Source organism: Pseudomonas fungipugnans (assembly GCF_029955235.1).
Lineage (GTDB): Bacteria > Pseudomonadota > Gammaproteobacteria > Pseudomonadales > Pseudomonadaceae > Aquipseudomonas > Aquipseudomonas fungipugnans.
This window is the reverse complement of record NZ_JARBWL010000001.1, coordinates 2,589,297-2,605,895: the sequence shown is the minus strand read 5'-3', so window position 1 is coordinate 2,605,895 and position 16,599 is coordinate 2,589,297. Positions and strand designations below refer to the sequence as shown.

At 59.8% G+C, this 16,599-nt stretch carries 17 protein-coding genes and 1 other RNA gene; 14 read left to right on the top strand and 4 right to left on the bottom strand.

Going from position 1 to position 16,599, the window contains the following annotated elements; translation table 11 throughout:
• Position 1: 1 nt before the first annotated feature.
• The 5 genes from petA to POF45_RS10710 all read left to right on the top strand — a co-directional run bounded on the left by petA (position 2) and on the right by POF45_RS10710 (position 3,781).
• Complete coding sequence (gene petA / locus POF45_RS10730) at positions 2 to 595, top strand: ubiquinol-cytochrome c reductase iron-sulfur subunit (protein ID WP_259496533.1); 594 nt, start codon at positions 2 to 4, stop codon at positions 593 to 595.
• A complete protein-coding gene (locus POF45_RS10725) occupies positions 595 to 1,806 on the top strand; it encodes a cytochrome b (protein ID WP_259496532.1) in 1,212 nt (403 codons plus the stop codon). Before petA ends, POF45_RS10725 begins: the two co-directional genes overlap by 1 nt.
• Positions 1,806 to 2,585 carry a cytochrome c1 gene (locus POF45_RS10720; RefSeq protein WP_259496531.1) on the top strand — a complete coding sequence of 260 codons (780 nt, stop codon included), beginning with the start codon at positions 1,806 to 1,808 and terminating at the stop codon, positions 2,583 to 2,585. Before POF45_RS10725 ends, POF45_RS10720 begins: the two co-directional genes overlap by 1 nt.
• Before the next feature lie 148 nt (positions 2,586 to 2,733).
• The gene (locus tag POF45_RS10715; RefSeq protein ID WP_047303097.1) at positions 2,734 to 3,351 is read left to right on the top strand and encodes a glutathione S-transferase N-terminal domain-containing protein; all 618 of its coding nucleotides are present in this window, start codon (positions 2,734 to 2,736) and stop codon (positions 3,349 to 3,351) included.
• A 16-nt stretch (positions 3,352 to 3,367) separates the two neighbouring features.
• Complete coding sequence (locus tag POF45_RS10710; RefSeq protein WP_259496530.1) at positions 3,368 to 3,781, top strand: ClpXP protease specificity-enhancing factor; 414 nt, start codon at positions 3,368 to 3,370, stop codon at positions 3,779 to 3,781.
• 75 nt (positions 3,782 to 3,856) lie between these two features.
• Here POF45_RS10710 and POF45_RS10705 read toward each other — a convergent pair whose 3' ends face one another.
• From POF45_RS10705 to POF45_RS10690, 4 genes are all read right to left on the bottom strand, one after another.
• Positions 3,857 to 4,435, bottom strand: a complete 579-nt coding sequence (locus POF45_RS10705; RefSeq protein ID WP_259496494.1) for a BON domain-containing protein — start codon at positions 4,433 to 4,435, stop codon at positions 3,857 to 3,859.
• Positions 4,432 to 5,025, bottom strand: a complete 594-nt coding sequence (locus POF45_RS10700) for a phosphoheptose isomerase (RefSeq protein ID WP_008025961.1) — start codon at positions 5,023 to 5,025, stop codon at positions 4,432 to 4,434. The genes POF45_RS10705 and POF45_RS10700 overlap by 4 nt, the downstream gene beginning before the upstream one ends.
• Before the next feature lie 104 nt (positions 5,026 to 5,129).
• Positions 5,130 to 5,492 (bottom strand): YraN family protein, encoded by a 363-nt coding sequence (locus tag POF45_RS10695; RefSeq protein WP_150746192.1) that lies wholly within the window; start codon positions 5,490 to 5,492, stop codon positions 5,130 to 5,132.
• On the bottom strand, positions 5,492 to 7,303 hold the full coding sequence (locus POF45_RS10690) for a penicillin-binding protein activator (protein WP_259496493.1): 1,812 nt from the start codon (positions 7,301 to 7,303) through the stop codon (positions 5,492 to 5,494). Before POF45_RS10690 ends, POF45_RS10695 begins: the two co-directional genes overlap by 1 nt.
• Before the next feature lie 176 nt (positions 7,304 to 7,479).
• Here POF45_RS10690 and rsmI point away from each other — a divergent pair, with 176 nt between their 5' ends.
• The 9 genes from rsmI (at position 7,480) to mraY (ending at position 16,595) form a co-directional block, all read left to right on the top strand.
• Entirely contained in the window at positions 7,480 to 8,385 is a 906-nt protein-coding gene (rsmI, locus tag POF45_RS10685; protein ID WP_259496492.1) for a 16S rRNA (cytidine(1402)-2'-O)-methyltransferase, read from the top strand.
• Between the two features lie 75 nt (positions 8,386 to 8,460).
• Positions 8,461 to 8,814: RNase P RNA component class A (gene rnpB / locus POF45_RS10680), an RNA gene on the top strand.
• 447 nt (positions 8,815 to 9,261) lie between these two features.
• Positions 9,262 to 9,717, top strand: coding sequence for a division/cell wall cluster transcriptional repressor MraZ (gene mraZ, locus POF45_RS10675; protein WP_008147486.1), 456 nt, complete (start codon positions 9,262 to 9,264; stop codon positions 9,715 to 9,717).
• Complete coding sequence (rsmH, locus tag POF45_RS10670; RefSeq protein ID WP_409077902.1) at positions 9,714 to 10,661, top strand: 16S rRNA (cytosine(1402)-N(4))-methyltransferase RsmH; 948 nt, start codon at positions 9,714 to 9,716, stop codon at positions 10,659 to 10,661. The genes mraZ and rsmH overlap by 4 nt, the downstream gene beginning before the upstream one ends.
• Positions 10,658 to 10,951 (top strand): cell division protein FtsL, encoded by a 294-nt coding sequence (gene ftsL, locus POF45_RS10665; protein ID WP_054045567.1) that lies wholly within the window; start codon positions 10,658 to 10,660, stop codon positions 10,949 to 10,951. Before rsmH ends, ftsL begins: the two co-directional genes overlap by 4 nt.
• A complete protein-coding gene (locus POF45_RS10660; protein WP_259503259.1) occupies positions 10,951 to 12,690 on the top strand; it encodes a peptidoglycan D,D-transpeptidase FtsI family protein in 1,740 nt (579 codons plus the stop codon). Before ftsL ends, POF45_RS10660 begins: the two co-directional genes overlap by 1 nt.
• Positions 12,690 to 14,153 (top strand): UDP-N-acetylmuramoyl-L-alanyl-D-glutamate--2,6-diaminopimelate ligase, encoded by a 1,464-nt coding sequence (locus POF45_RS10655; protein ID WP_282315654.1) that lies wholly within the window; start codon positions 12,690 to 12,692, stop codon positions 14,151 to 14,153. Before POF45_RS10660 ends, POF45_RS10655 begins: the two co-directional genes overlap by 1 nt.
• The gene (locus tag POF45_RS10650; RefSeq protein ID WP_282315653.1) at positions 14,146 to 15,513 is read left to right on the top strand and encodes a UDP-N-acetylmuramoyl-tripeptide--D-alanyl-D-alanine ligase; all 1,368 of its coding nucleotides are present in this window, start codon (positions 14,146 to 14,148) and stop codon (positions 15,511 to 15,513) included. The genes POF45_RS10655 and POF45_RS10650 overlap by 8 nt, the downstream gene beginning before the upstream one ends.
• Positions 15,513 to 16,595: a phospho-N-acetylmuramoyl-pentapeptide-transferase gene (gene mraY, locus POF45_RS10645; RefSeq protein WP_259496488.1), complete on the top strand. Its 1,083-nt coding sequence runs from the start codon at positions 15,513 to 15,515 to the stop codon at positions 16,593 to 16,595. Before POF45_RS10650 ends, mraY begins: the two co-directional genes overlap by 1 nt.
• Positions 16,596 to 16,599: the final 4 nt, after the last annotated feature.

The window sequence follows — 16,599 nt, the reverse complement described above, 5'->3', positions numbered from 1 at the left end:
AATGAGCAATGACGGCGTGAATGCAGGCCGGCGTCGCTTCTTGGTAGCAGCCACATCCGTGGTGGGTGCTGCAGGAGCGGTGGGGGCTGCGGTCCCGTTCGTGGGGTCATGGTTTCCCAGTGCCAAGGCGAAAGCCGCAGGTGCACCGGTGAAAGTGAATGTCAGCAAGATTGAGCCAGGACAGCAGATGATTGCTGAGTGGCGCGGTCAGCCGGTATTCATTGTCCGCCGTACCGAGGAAATCCTGGGAAATCTGAAAAAGATCGAAGACCAGCTCTCCGATCCGGACTCCAAGAACTCCACGCAACCAACGTATGTCGACCCGGAAACGCGTTCGATCAAGCCAGAAATTCTGCTGCTGATCGGTATCTGTACGCACCTGGGCTGCTCGCCGACTTTTCGGCCGGAAGTGGCGCCTGCGGACCTTGGTCCGAAGTGGGTAGGCGGCTATTTCTGTCCTTGCCACGGCTCCCATTACGACCTGGCTGGCCGCGTCTACAAGTCGCAACCTGCGCCTTTGAATCTGCCGGTTCCCCCGCATTCCTATGAGACCGATGCGATTATTGTCATCGGCGTCGATACGGAGAAAGCGTGATGAGCAAGTTCATGGATTGGGTTGATGCGCGCTTTCCCGCCACCAAAATGTGGGAAGACCATCTCAGCAAGTATTACGCTCCGAAGAACTTCAACTTCTTCTATTTCTTTGGCTCCCTGGCGCTGCTCGTTCTGGTCAACCAGATCGTCACCGGTGTCTGGCTGACCATGAGCTACACCCCGTCGGCGGAAGAAGCCTTTGCTTCCGTCGAATACATCATGCGCGACGTCGAGTACGGCTCGATCCTGCGCCTGCTGCACTCCACCGGCGCCTCGGCGTTCTTCATCGTGGTCTATCTGCACATGTTCCGTGGCTTGCTCTACGGTTCGTACCAGAAGCCGCGTGAGCTGGTGTGGGTGTTCGGCATGCTGATCTACCTGGCGCTGATGGCAGAGGCCTTCATGGGTTACCTGCTGCCGTGGGGCCAGATGTCCTACTGGGGTGCCCAGGTGATCATCTCGCTGTTCGGTGCGATCCCGGTCATCGGTAACGACCTGACCCAGTGGATCCGTGGTGACTACCTGATTTCCGGTATTACCCTGAACCGCTTCTTCGCCTTGCATGTGGTTGCCTTGCCGATCGTGATTCTCGGCCTGGTGGTGCTGCACGTTCTGGCGCTGCATGAAGTCGGTTCGAACAACCCGGACGGCGTCGACATCAAGAAACACAAAGACGAAAACGGCGTACCGCTGGACGGCATTGCCTTCCACCCGTACTACACCGTGAAAGATATCGTCGGTGTGGTGGTGTTCCTGTTCATCTTCTGTTCGATCGTGTTCTTCTTCCCGGAAATGGGTGGTTACTTCCTCGAGAAGCCTAACTTCGAAGTAGCGAACGCCTTCAAGACCCCGGAACACATCGCGCCGGTCTGGTACTTCACGCCGTTCTACGCCATTTTGCGGGCGATTCCGGACAAACTCATGGGCGTTATTGCCATGGGCGCTGCCATCGCGGTGCTGTTCGTCCTGCCGTGGCTTGACCGCAGTCCGGTCAAATCCATGCGCTACAAGGGTTGGATGAGCAAAATCTGGCTCTGGGTGTTCTGCATTTCGTTCGTGATTCTGGGCGTGCTGGGCGTATTGGCGCCAACCCCTGAGCGGACGCTGGTGTCGCAGGTCTGCACCTTCCTGTACTTCGCCTACTTCATTCTGATGCCGTTCTACACCAGGCTCGAGAAGACCAAACCGGTTCCGGAAAGGGTGACTGGCTGATGAAAAAGCTATTTGCTGTATTGATTCTTGCTGCTCTGCCTGTGTTCTCCTTTGCGGCCGAACACGGTCCCGAGCTGGAAAAGGTCGACATCGACGTTTCCGATAAAGCGGCTATGCAGGACGGTGCGCGGACATTCGCCAACTACTGCATGGGCTGCCACAGCGCCAAGTTCCAGCGCTATGAACGCGTGGCCGACGATCTGGGTATTCCCCACGATCTGATGCTGAGCAACCTGGTGTTCACCGGCGCCAAGATCGGCGATCACATGAGCATCGGCATGCAGCCGGCAGACGCCAAGAACTGGTTTGGTGCGGCACCGCCGGACTTGACCCTGGTGGCTCGCGTTCGTGGCACCGACTGGCTCTACGGTTATCTGCGTTCGTTCTACGAAGATCCTGCACGCCCTTGGGGTGTGAACAACAAGGTCTTCCCGAACGTTGGTATGCCAAACGTGCTGGTTGGCCTGCAAGGTCGTCAGGTGGTGGGTTGCAAGCAAGTGCAGATTGTCGAAGACGGCAAGAAGCAATATGACCCGCTGACGGGTACGCCGCTGACACATGAAGCGTGCGATCAACTGACCATCGTGCCGAAATCCGGCAGCCTGACCGAAGAGCAATTCGATGAGAAGGTGAAGAATCTGGTAACCTTCCTCGCTTACTCGGCTAACCCGGTTAAGCTGCAGCATCAACGCATTGGTACGTATGTATTGCTGTACCTGGCGTTCTTCTTCGTATTCGCCTACCTGCTCAAGCGCGAATACTGGAAAGATGTGCATTGATAAAGCTTTAAGCAACTGCTGTTAATCGCGCGCGCCCAAGGGTGCCTCCGAGAGTAACGGGTCTGGTCATCCAGGCGTTACAGGAGGCGCTCTCTGGGCGCGCTCGTTTTTCCGCTCCCGATAATTTCTACAAGCGAGGAGGATCGCCATGGGCGTGACCAATCGGTTGGCCTGTTACTCCGACCCCGCCGACCACTATTCCCACCGGGTACGTATCGTACTTGCAGAGAAGGGTGTCAGCGCCGAGATCATTTATGTGGAAGCTGGTCGCCAGCCGCCTAAACTGATCGAAGTGAACCCTTACGGCAGCCTGCCCACCCTAGTCGATCGTGACCTGGCGTTGTGGGAGTCGACCGTGGTGATGGAATATCTGGATGAGCGTTACCCGCACCCGCCGTTACTGCCGGTTTATCCTGTGGCGCGTGCCAACAGCCGTCTGCTGATTCATCGTATTCAGCGCGACTGGTGTGGCCTTGTTGATCTGATCCTGGATCCCAAGTCCAAGGAAGCTGCCCGTGTCGTAGCCCGTAAAGAGCTGCGCGAAAGCCTGACTGGCGTGTCGCCGTTGTTTGCCGACAAGCCGTTTTTCCTCAGTGAGGAACAAAGTCTGGTGGATTGCTGCCTATTGCCAATACTCTGGCGTTTGCCGATTCTGGGTATAGAACTGCCGCGGCCTGCCAAGCCGCTGCTTGATTACATGGAGCGCTCGTTTGCGCGTGAGGCATTCCAGGCGAGCCTGTCTGGTGTCGAACGCGATATGCGCTAAGGCTTAAGGAGCCGCTATGAACTCCAGTCGACCTTATCTGGTCCGCGCGCTCTACGAGTGGATTGTTGATAACGATTGCACCCCGCACATGCTGGTCAATTCCGAGTATCCGTCGGTGCAGGTGCCGCAAGGTTTTGCCAGTGACGGACAGATTGTGCTGAACGTTTCGCCGCAAGCCGTGCGTCATTTGCACATGGACAACGAAGCCGTCAGCTTCGAAGGGCGTTTCGGTGGCGTACCGCACACCCTGTACGTGCCTATCGCCTCGATCCTGGGCATTTACGCCCGGGAGAACGGTCAGGGCATGGTGTTCGATCTGGAGTCGCCCCTTGAGGACGAGGAAGAGATTGAGCCGGATGATGATCTTCCGCCACCCGATAGCGAGCCGCCGCGTCCCAGCGGTCGACCGAGTTTGAAAGTGGTGAAGTAATAAAAAAGGCGATCCGAAAGGATCGCCTTTTTTATTTCACTGCTTTGAAGCGTGTAGGCGCTGCCGAAGGGTGTATCAGTCGATGTACTCGAACAGCTTCACAATCTTCTGTACCCCGGCAACGCCTTGTACCAGATTGGTCGCCTGTGCGGCTTCCTGCTTGGTCAGCAGGCCCAGCAGATAGACGATGCCGTTCTCGGTCACCACCTTGATGCGCGAGCCGGGGATGCTGGCGTCGGCGAGCATCTGGGTTTTGATCTTGGTCGTCAGCCACGCATCGTTCTGGCGAGCGAGGAAGCTGGACGGTGGCAGGATCTGCAATTCGTTGTGCACTTTCTTCACGCGCTGGACGTCAGCGGCAGCCTGTTCGGCCTTGGCCTTGAGGTCTTCGCGGGGCGTTTGCCCGGCCAGCAGCACCACGCCGTTGAAGCTGGTGACGACGATGTGTGAATCGTTGTCCAGCGCCGGGTCGGCCTTGGCGACGTTCACGCCGACTTTGGTATCGATCAGGGAATCGTCGATCTTGCTGCCGAAGGTACGGGTGCCGCGGTCATCCTCAATCGGCTTTTCGCGGCTGGCATTAACCACCGAGGTACAGCCGCTGATGCCGAGGCACAGGGTCAAGGCCAGAAGGCCTAGGCGATTAGGGGTCATTCTTCACTCCCGAACAGTTGGCTGTCGATCAAGTCGCAAAGGCAGTGGATCGCCAGCAGGTGAACTTCCTGAATACGTGCGGTGACGTTGGCCGGTACGCGAATTTCCACGTCCTCGGGCAACAGCAGTGACGCCATGCCGCCGCCATCGCGGCCGGTCAAGGCTACGACAATCATTTCGCGATCATGTGCGGCCTGGATCGCCTGAATAATGTTCGCCGAGTTGCCGCTGGTGGAAATCGCCAGCAACACGTCACCGGGCTGGCCGAGGGCGCGAATCTGTTTGGAAAAGATTTCGTTGTAGCTGTAGTCGTTGGCGATCGAGGTGATCGTCGAGCTGTCGGTGGTCAGTGCGATGGCTGGCAGGCTCGGGCGCTCGCGTTCGAAGCGGTTGAGCAGTTCCGAAGAGAAATGCTGGGCATCGCCAGCAGAGCCGCCGTTGCCACAGGACAACATTTTACCCTCGTTGAGCAGGGCGTTGACCATCACCTGGCTGGCTTGCTCGATGTGCGGTGCAAGTACGTCCATCGCCATTTGCTTGGTGTCGATACTGGCCTGGAAAAGCTGGCGAATTCGGGATTGCATGTCCATCTGTGTGACCTTAATTAGCGCGGCTACCTGGCACATGACTGTGCAGCCCGCAAAGCAAAGAGCAAAAGTGTTGGGTGAAAGTGTCCGGTTCGGGGTGCAAGCGATCAGCTGTCAAAGGCATTCTGCAGCCAGTTCAACTGATCAAGGTTGCTGTCGATGGCAACCACGTCGAAACGACAGGGGGAATTGGCCCAACGCGACTCGCGCTGAAGAAAATACTGCGCGGCAAAAATCAGTTTCTGCCGTTTGCGCCCGTCGATGCTATCGAGTGCGCCACCCCATTGAGTGTTTTTTCTGTAGCGGACTTCAACGAATACTACTGTATCGCCGTCAAGCATGACCAGATCAAGCTCGCCGCGTTTGCACAACCAGTTCTGCGCCAGCAGGCGCAGACCCTGTTGTTCAAGATGCTCGAGCGCATGGCGCTCGGCATCCTTGCCGCTTTGCTGGCGTGACCTGTCAGGCATCAGCGCGGGGTGTCCGGCAGGCGTTGAATCTGGCCGTTGACGAACTGCGCCCATGGCAACTGGCGCTCGACCCGCTGGTTGGCGGTCATGCCCAGGCTGCCTGATTGACCTTCGATGCGACTGTCCGGCAGCGCCTTGAGTTGCCCCAGGCGCGGCGCCAGGCGGTAGGCGTCAACACCCATCGCGTACAGGCGCCCGAGGCTGCCAGCCGCTTGTGGCCACTGTGTGGTGACTTGCTTGCGCAGGGGGTCGTTGGCATCGAGCAACCATGGGGTTTCACAGAAGCGAACGCCGTTCATGTCGTTGTACTGATTCACGTCGCCGCTGGCACTGAACACGTGGGAAGTGGCGTAGACCGGAACGTCACCGGCGTACTGGAAGTTCAGGGTCGGCTTGATCTGCTGGGCCTGTTGCGGGGTGGCGGCCAGGAAGATGAACTCGATGTCCTGGCGGCGCGAAGGCTGGGCCGCGACCTGTGAACCTACGGTGCTTTGCAGGCTCTTGGCGCGACCTTCGCTCTGACGCAACTGGAACATGTCAGCGATCTGCTGGGCCAGTTGCACGGGCTGATCAACACGCTCGACGGCGACGATAGTGCCGCCATTGGCTTGCCAGTCCTGGCTGAACGCCTTCAGTACGCGGTCGCCCCATTCGCCCCTCGGCACCATTGCGGCTGCGCGGTGCAGGCCGTCGGCGCGGGCGCGGCGGGACACTTCGCGAGCTTCGTCTTCAGCCGCCAGGCCGAACTGGAACAGCTGCGCCGGACCCTGTTCGCCTTCGCTGTAGTTCAGTGCCAGCGTGGTGATCGGCAATTGCGGGCGGCTGCTGAGTTGTTTGACCAGCGGCTTTTCCAATGGACCCACCACCAGTTGCACACCATCGGCCTGGGCCTTGCGGTAGAACTCGTCCATCGAGGTCAGTTTCGAGCTGTCGTAGAAGACGATGGCGGGTGGCTTCTGACCGGCTTGCTGGGCCTGGTAGTGAGCGGCCATGAAGCCGTCACGCAGGGCCTTGCCGACCGCGGCCAGTTGACCGTCCTGTGGCAGCAGCAGGGCGATCTTGCTCAGGGGCTGGCTGGCCAGTTCCTTGAGTTTGGTCAGCGGCAGCGGCAACTGGATAGCGGCGGGGTGCTTGGGGTTCTGCGCGCGCCAGTTATCGATTGCAGCCTGTTGCTGCTCCAGGGTGCCGGCAGTTTTCACTGCCAGGGCCAGGCTCAGCCAACCGCCGAGATCGTCGTTGGTGGTCGGTTGCAGTTGATCGGTTGGCAGCGAGGCAATCAGGGTCCAGATCGCTTCGTGGTTTTTGCTCGCCGCTTCGTCCTTGAGCATCGGCGCGATGAAGATCCGTTCCCGTGCGGCGGCCAGCGTCTGGCCATCGGCTTCAAAGGCGCGGGCATGAACAAGGCCAGTGCGCACTTGTTGCTCAACTGGCAGTTCGCCCAGGCGTTGCAGGCTCGGATGGCTCAAGGCAGTCAGCGCCGCCTTGGGCTGATTGCGCGTCATGGCCAGTTCCGCTGCCAGGGTGCTGGCGAAGACCTGTTGGCCAGGCTTGAGTTGATCCAGCGGCACCTGCTGCAGGATTTGCGCGGACTGGCCGGCATTCCCCTGGCGATAAGCCTGGTCGGCCGCGCTCAAGCGAAACAGCGCAGCTTCTTCCGGTGTTTTGCTTTGCGCAGCCTTTTCGAGCAATTGCTCGATGCTGGCATCCGGGGTGCGTGGAAGTTCGCCAAGGCTGGAGGAGGGCGAGCTGGCGCAAGCCGCCAGCAAGGCAGCGAGGCAGAGGGCAGAGAACAGCCGCAGGCAAGCGATCATGTAAGTGTTCCTGATACTCGATCAAATTAGCGTGGAATTGTACCCAAGCACTGGCCGGGGCGCGATGTTACTGGCATGAAACCGTCAATTTAGATCGTGTAAATGTTGCTGCGGACCACAAAGGCTCGCAAAAGCCACTGTGGCAGAGGCATATCGCAACAGCGTGACGCGCTACAATGGCAACTTTTACCGATCATGAGGTGTGCGCTTTGACTGCTCCAGGTGCTTTGAATTCCGCTGCTGGCTCGCTTTATGTGGTGGCGACGCCCATCGGCAACCTGGACGACATCAGTGCGCGTGCGCTGAAGATCCTGCGTGAGGTGGCATTGATCGCCGCCGAAGACACTCGCCACTCCCAGCGACTGATGCAGCACTTCGGCATTCCCACGCCGCTGGCGGCTTGCCACGAACACAATGAACGAGATGAAGGTAGCCGCTTTATCACCCGTTTGCTGGCGGGCGACGATGTGGCACTGATCTCCGATGCCGGGACGCCGTTGATTTCCGATCCGGGCTATCACCTGGTGCGCCAGGCGCGTGCGGCCGGCATCAATGTCGTACCCGTGCCGGGTGCCTGCGCGCTGATTGCAGCGTTGTCGGCAGCGGGCCTGCCTTCGGACCGGTTCATCTTCGAAGGCTTTCTGCCGGCCAAGGCGGTCGGTCGCCGCGCTCGTCTTGAGTTGGTAAAGGAAGAGCCGCGCACGCTGATCTTCTATGAGGCGCCGCACCGTATCCTCGAATGCCTGCAAGACATGGAACTGGTGTTCGGCCCCGAGCGCCCGGCGCTGCTGGCGCGAGAGCTGACCAAAACCTTCGAAACCCTCAAAGGCTTGCCGCTGGCTCAATTGCGCGAGTTCGTCGAATCGGACAGCAATCAGCAGCGTGGTGAGTGCGTGGTGCTGGTGGCGGGCTGGTCGGCCCCTGAAACCGAGGACGCCGTCAGCAGTGAGGCGATGCGCATCCTTAACCTGTTGCTCGAAGAGATGCCGCTCAAGCGTGCCGCCGCCTTGGCGGCGCAGATTACCGGCGAGCGCAAGAATGTGCTGTATCAGGTGGCACTGGAACAGCAAAAGAGCGAGTAAAACCCGACGCAAAGGTGCGGCCAAAGGCGTTTAGCGCTTGTTCTTCGGCCGCTCTGCCGTTAACCTTCGCGCCGGAGAGTCGATTGGACAGTCGCTGCCCTCTATGAAAATTAGGGGGGGGAGGAAAGTCCGGGCTCCATAGGGCGAAGTGCCAGGTAATGCCTGGGAGGCGTGAGCCTACGGAAAGTGCCACAGAAAATAACCGCCTAAGTGCTTCGGCACCGGTAAGGGTGAAAAGGTGCGGTAAGAGCGCACCGCACGTCTGGCAACAGTTCGTGGCTAGGTAAACCCCACTTGGAGCAAGACCAAATAGGGTCCCAAGGCGTGGCCCGCGCTGGGACCGGGTAGGTTGCTAAAGATGTCCAGTGATGGCCATCGTAGACGAATGACTGTTCAAGACAGAACCCGGCTTACAGATCGACTCTCCACCTTTTTTCTAATCCCTGCTTTAATCGTTGAGCGGGGCGCGGTAGCAGGCAATGGCGCTCATTGTCTGCTGACGGATGACCGCTTTGTGTGATATCAATTGGCCTGCGCTGGTCGCCAAAGATCAATCACCCCGCAGTATGGAATTCCCTCGTTACATAAACACCAGCAGACCCCCTCTTGTAATACCGAAAAAATCTTACTCTTAACAAATTACTTTAACTTTCGAACGCAGCCTTCCGTGCTGATTCAAGTTATTGAGCCAAAACATACGCCAGATTCTCGTTACCCCTCGTTTTACGCTCCTAAATCTCCGTTCTGTAAGGGTTTTCCTTTAATCCGCGCCTTGACGGTGTGGTGGGCGCATTCCTATAGTGTGCGCAAGTGGCGGAAAGTGGCATGAAGTGGGTTTTTTGAGCTCAAAACGCTAAAAATGGGAGAAACGCTGACGTGTTTCGCGGAGCTAACGCTATCAGTCTCGATGCAAAGGGCCGTCTCGCCATGCCGAGCCGGTACCGTGACGAGCTCGTTTCGCGAAGTTCCGGTCAGTTAATCGTCACAATCGACGCCGTTGATCCTTGTTTATGTGTTTATCCCCTCGACGAGTGGGAAATTATCGAAACCAAACTGCGCGCACTGCCTTCGCTTCGCGAAGAGAACCGCCGCCTGCAACGTTTACTGATTGGTAATGCCGTCGACCTCGAACTCGATGGCAGTGGTCGTTTTCTGGTTCCACCGCGTCTGCGCGAATACGCCAAATTGGATAAGCGCGCGATGCTGGTAGGCCAACTGAACAAGTTCCAATTGTGGGACGAGGATGCCTGGGATGCAGTTTCTGCTGCTGACCTGGCTGCTATTCAACAACCGGGCGCCATGCCTGATGAACTGCGTGATTTGATCCTGTGACTATTGATAGCGGCTTTAACCACATCACCGTACTGCTTGACGAAGCCGTCGAGGCTCTCGCTGTACGCCCTGATGGCTGCTATCTGGACGGTACGTTCGGACGCGGCGGACATAGCCGGTTGATCCTCAGCCAGCTCGGGCCCGATGGCCGCTTGCTCGGATTTGATAAAGATCCTCAAGCGATTGCCACCGGGCAAACGCTAGCGGCCGAAGACGGCCGCTTTGTCGTTGTGCAGCGCAGCTTTGCCGAGTTGGGTTCGGAAGTTGCCGAGCGTGGCCTGGCGGGCAAGGTCAGCGGTGTTCTGCTTGACCTGGGCGTCTCCTCGCCACAGCTCGACGACCCGGAGCGCGGCTTCAGTTTCCTCAATGACGGTCCGTTGGACATGCGCATGGACCCGTCCCGCGGGATCAGCGCTGCCGAGTTCGTCAACAGTGCGCCGGTGGAAGAAATTGCCCGCGTGTTCAAGGAATACGGCGAAGAACGTTTTTCCGGCCGCATGGCCCGTGCCGTGGCCGAGCGCCGCGACATCAAGCCGTTCGAGCGTACCGCCGACCTGGCTGAAGTGCTCAAGGTCGCCAACCCTGCATGGGAAAAGGGCAAGAACCCGGCTACCCGTGCGTTCCAGGGCCTGCGTATTCACGTCAACAACGAACTGGGCGATCTGGAAGCCGGCCTCGAAGCCGCGCTGGAAAGCCTGGAAATCGGCGGTCGTCTGGTGGTGATCAGCTTCCACTCGCTGGAAGACCGCATCGTCAAGCTGTTCATGCGCAAACTGGTGAAGGGCGAGTCCGACAACCTGCCACGCAATCTGCCGGTGCGGCACGTCGCCTTCGAACCGAAAATCAAAGTCCATGGCAAAGCGCAGTCCGCCTCCGAGGCCGAACTCAAAGCCAACCCACGCTCCCGTAGCGCCATCATGCGTGTCGCGGAGAAGCTGCGGTGAGCAAGCTTTTCGCCAAGCCACTTCCCGGCGGAAGCTTTTTCATGCTGCTGTTGTTTATCGGCGTATTGGTCTCGGCCATCGGCGTGTCGTACAGCGCCCACTGGAACCGTCAGCTGTTGAACTCGCTGTACAACGAGTTGAGCGTGCGCGACAAGGCGCAGGCCGAATGGGGTCGCCTGATTCTCGAACAGAGCACCTGGACCGCCCACAGCCGTATCGAAGTGCTGGCCACCGAACAACTGAAGATGCGCATTCCCGGTGCCGCTGAAGTACGGATGGTGGCGCCATGATGAAACTCGAAGGCGCACTCTTCCCCTGGCGGTTCCGCGTGGTGCTGGGTTTGCTCGGCATCATGGTGGCGGCGATTGCCTGGCGCATCATCGACCTGCAAGTGATCGACCGTGACTTCCTGATCGGGCAGGGCGACGCGCGCAGCGTTCGTCACATTCCTATTCCGGCTCACCGTGGTCTGATCACCGACCGTAACGGCGAGCCTCTGGCCGTGAGTACCCCGGTCACCACGCTGTGGGCCAACGCCAAGGAAATGCAGCTGGCCAAGGAAAAATGGCCAGCACTGGCGGCTGCGCTGGGCCAGGATCCGAAAGCCCTGACCGAACGCCTCGAAGCCCAGGCCAACAAAGAATTCATCTATCTGGTGCGCGGCTTGACCCCCGAACAGGGCCAGGCGGTGCTCGACCTGAAAGTGCCTGGCGTCTACGGCATCGAAGAGTTCCGGCGCTTCTATCCTGCCGGTGAAGTCACCGCGCACATGGTCGGCTTTACCGACATCGACGATCACGGTCGTGAAGGGGTCGAACTGGCCTACGACGAATGGCTCGCCGGGGTCCCCGGCAAACGTCAGGTCATCAAGGATCGGCGTGGCAGACTGATCAAGGATGTGCAAGTCACCAAAAACGCCAAGGCCGGCAAGCCCTTGGCGTTGTCCATTGACCTGCGCCTGCAATATCTGGCCAACCGCGAGTTGCGCAACGCGATCATCGAGAACGGTGCCAAGGCCGGCAGCCTGGTGATCATGGACGTGAAGACTGGCGAGATCCTCGCCATGGTCAACCAGCCGACCTACAACCCGAACAACCGCCGCAACCTGCAACCGGCGATGATGCGCAACCGCGCCATGATCGACGTGTTCGAGCCGGGTTCGACCATGAAGGCGATCTCCATGAGCGCCGCCCTGGAAACCGGGCGCTGGAAACCGAGCGACACCGTCGAGGTGTACCCGGGCAGCTTGCAGATTGGTAAATACACCATCAAGGACGTGTCGAAGTCCGAAGGCCCGGTGCTCGACCTGACCGGCATCCTGATCAACTCCAGTAACGTCGGCATGAGTAAGGTCGCGTTCGACATTGGCGGCGAGACCATCTTCCGCCTGGCGCAGAAAGTCGGCCTCGGCCAGGACACCGGCCTGGGTTTCCCGGGCGAGCGCGTCGGCAACCTGCCGAACTACCGCGAATGGCGCAAGGCTGAAACCGCCACGCTGTCCTACGGCTACGGTGTTTCGGTGACGGCGATCCAGCTGGTTCATGCGTTCTCGGCGCTGGCCAACAACGGGCGTATCGCACCGCTGACCCTGATCAAGACCGACAAGGCGCCGCAGACCACCCAGGTGATCCCGGAAAACGTCGCCAAGACCATGCAGGGCATGCTCACCCAGGTGATCGAGGCCCCACGCGGTGTGTTCCGTGCGCAGGTGCCGGCTTATCACGTGGCCGGCAAGTCGGGTACAGCGCGTAAGACGTCGGTCGGCACCAAAGGCTATGCCGAGAATTCCTACCGTTCACTGTTCGCCGGTTTCGGCCCGATGAGCGATCCGCGTTACGCCATCGTGGTGGTCATCGACGAACCGACCAAGGCCGGTTACTTCGGTGGCCTGGTATCGGCGCCAGTGTTCAGCAAAGTGATGTCCGGCACCCTGCGTCTGATGAACATCACCCCTGACAATTTGCCGGCCACGCAACAAGCCAACACGGCACCGGTCGTTCCGCTGAAAGCCAATGGAGGGCGCGGCTGATGTCTCTGAGTCTGAACAAGATTTTCGCCCACGCCGGTCGCGATCTGCTGATCCGCGAACTGAGCCTTGATAGCCGCAATGTGCGGGCGGGGGACTTGTTCCTGGCTGTCCCTGGCGGCAAGTTCGATGGCCGTGCGCATATCGCCGACGCCTTGCAGCGCGGTGCCGCCGCCGTGGCCTATGAAGTCGAAGGCGCAACAGTCCTGCCCATTACCGATGTGCCGCTGATTCCGGTCAAAGGCCTGGCGGCGCAGCTGTCGGACATCGCCGGGCGTTTTTATGGTGATCCGAGCCGCCACCTGAATCTGGTCGGCGTGACCGGCACCAACGGCAAAACCAGCGTGACGCAACTGGTCGCGCAGGCTCTGGATTTGCTCGGCCAGCACTGCGGCATCGTCGGCACCCTGGGTTCCGGTTTCTACGGCGCGCTGGAAAGTGGCCTGCACACCACGCCGAACCCGATCGCCATGCAGGCAACCCTCGCCGACCTGAAAAAGGCCGGTGCCAAAGCCGTGGCCATGGAAGTTTCTTCCCATGGACTGGATCAGGGGCGCGTTACTGCGCTGGCGTTCGACGTGGCGGTGATGACCAACCTGTCGCGTGATCATCTGGATTATCACGGCACCATGCAGGCCTACGGTGAAGCCAAGGCCACGCTGTTTGCCTGGAATGACTTGAAGTGCCGGGTGGTCAATCTCGACGACGAATTTGGTCGGCAACTGGCCGCTGACAAGCGCGAGTCGCGCCTGATCAGCTATAGCCTGGAAGACAGCAGCGCCTACCTTTATTGCCGTGAAGCGCAGTTCGACGACGATGGCGTGCGCGCCACGCTGGTTACGCCCCAGGGCGAACATCATTTGCGCAGCACCTTGCTGGGTCGTTTCAACCTGAGCAACGTACTGGCGGCTGTCGGTGCCTTGCTCGGACTGGACTACGCGCTGGACGAGATTCTTAAAGTCCTGCCGAAACTCGAAGGCCCCGCCGGTCGCATGCAGCGCCTGGGCGGCGGCACTCAACCGCTGGTGGTGGTCGATTACGCGCACACCCCGGATGCGCTGGAAAAAGTGCTCACGGCCCTGCGTCCACACGCCAAGGGTCGCCTGCTGTGCCTGTTCGGCTGCGGCGGTGATCGCGATCGCGGCAAGCGCCCGTTGATGGCGGAAGTGGTTGAGCGCCTGGCCGATGGCGTAGTCGTCACCGACGACAACCCGCGCACTGAAGATCCGGCGGTCATTTTCGACGACATCCGTGCCGGTTTCAGTGCTGTGGATAACGTTACCTTCGTTGCTGGCCGTGGTCAGGCGATTGCGCAGTTGATTGCCAGCGCCTCGGCAGATGACGTGGTTGTCCTGGCCGGCAAAGGTCACGAGGACTATCAGGAAATCAACGGCGAGCGTCATGCCTTTTCTGATCTGGTCGAGGCCGATCATGCCCTCACGGCCTGGGAGGTGGCTCATGCTTAAGGCCCTGAAACTGAGCGAGCTGACCGCTGCGCTGAATGCCCGCCTGGTGTCTGCCGACGCCTGTTTCGACGGTGTCAGCATCGACAGCCGCGCCATCAAGCCGGGCCAGTTGTTCATTGCCCTGACCGGACCGCGTTTCGATGGTCATGACTATCTGAATGATGTGGCGGCCAACGGCGCCGTGGCGGCACTGGTCGAGCGCGAAGTTGCCGACAGCGTGCTGCCGCAACTGCTGGTGAAAGACACCCGTCAGGCCCTCGGCCAGCTGGGTGCGCTGAACCGTGCTGCCTACAGCAACCCGGTCGCGGCGGTCACCGGTTCCAGCGGCAAGACCACGGTCAAGGAAATGCTGGCGAGCATCCTGCGCACACGCGGTCCGGTGCATGCAACCCGTGGCAACCTGAACAATGACCTCGGCGTTCCGCTGACCCTGCTCGAACTGGCGCCGGAACACACCGCCGCCGTGATTGAACTCGGGGCTTCGCGCATCGGCGAGATCGCCTACACCGTGAGCATGACCAAGCCACGCGTGGCCATCATCAACAACGCCGGGACCGCCCACGTCGGCGAGTTCGGCGGGCCGGAAAAAATCGTTGAAGCCAAGGGCGAGATTCTTGAAGGGCTCGATGCCGATGGCGTCGCCGTTCTCAATCTCGACGACAAGGCCTTCGGTATCTGGCAGACCCGCGCTGCCGGCCGCAAGGTGCTGACCTTTGCCCTGAACAATCCTGCCGCTGATTTTTATGCCAGCGATCTGGACCGCGATGCACGCGGCTGCCCGGCGTTCAAACTGCACAGTCCTGACGGTGTGGAGCGGGTGCAACTGAACCTGCTCGGCACCCATAACGTGACCAATGCCATGGCCGCTGCGGCGGCTGCCTACGCGCTGGGCGTGTCGCTGTTCGGCATTGCCACCGGCCTTGGTGCGGTGCAACCGGTCAAGGGCCGTACCGTTGCGCAACTGGCGACCAATGGCATGCGCGTAATTGATGACACTTATAACGCGAACCCCACCTCAATGTGCGCTGCCGTTGATATACTCGCCGGCTTTTCCGGCCGCACCGTTCTGGTGCTCGGAGACATCGGCGAGTTGGGCGATTGGGCGGAGCAGGGGCACCGCGACGTGGGCGAGTACGCCCGTGGCAAGGTTTCCGCGCTGTATGCCGTTGGGCCGATGATGGTCCACGCCGTAAAAGCTTTCGGTCCACAGGCTTTTCACTTCGGCACTCAAGCTGAACTGATCCAGGCCCTGGGCGCCGAGCAAGATACAAACACCACTATTTTGATCAAGGGTTCGCGCAGTGCTGCGATGGAAAACATCGTGGCCGCTTTGTGCGGGTCCAGTCTGGAGAAGCATTAATGCTGCTGCTGCTAGCGGAGTATCTGCAACAGTTCTACAAAGGCTTCGCGGTCTTTCAGTACCTGACCCTGCGCGGGATCCTCGGTGTGCTGACCGCGCTGGTCTTGTCGCTGTGCTATGGCCCGTGGATGATCCGCACGTTGCAGAACCGTCAGATCGGTCAGTCCGTTCGCAACGATGGTCCGCAATCGCACCTGTCAAAATCCGGCACCCCGACCATGGGCGGCGCGCTGATCCTGTCGTCCATCGGCGTCAGCACCTTGCTGTGGGCTGACCTGAGCAACCGTTATGTATGGACCGTGCTGCTGGTGACCCTGCTGTTCGGCGCTATCGGCTGGGTTGACGACTACCGCAAAGTCATCGAGAAGAACTCCCGTGGCTTGCCGAGCCGCTGGAAGTATTTCTGGCAGTCGGTGTTCGGCCTGGGCGCGGCGATCTTCCTGTACGTGACGGCACCGACTGCGGTGGAAACCACGCTGATCCTGCCGATGCTCAAGGACTACAGCATTCCGCTGGGCGCGGGCTTCATCGTCCTGACCTACTTCGTGATTGTCGGTTCGAGCAACGCGGTCAACCTTACTGACGGCCTCGACGGCCTGGCGATCATGCCGACCGTGATGGTCGGGGGTGGCCTGGGCATCTTCTGCTACCTGTCGGGTAACGTGAAATTCGCTGAATACCTGCTGATCCCTTATGTGCCGGGCGCAGGTGAACTGATCGTGTTCTGCGGCGCCTTGATCGGTGCCGGTCTGGGCTTTCTCTGGTTCAACACCTATCCGGCCCAGGTCTTCATGGGCGACGTCGGCGCGCTGGCGCTGGGCGCAGCCCTGGGCACCATCGCGGTGATCGTCCGTCAGGAAATCGTCCTGTTCATCATGGGCGGCGTGTTCGTGATGGAAACCCTGTCGGTGGTCATCCAGGTGGCCTCCTTCAAGCTGACCGGTCGCCGTGTGTTTCGCATGGCACCCATACACCACCACTTTGAACTCAAGGGCTGGCCCGAGCCACGCGTGATCGTCCGTTTCTGGATCATCACCGTGATTCTCGTGTTGATCGGCCTTGCCACCCTGAAGCTGAGGTAGAACG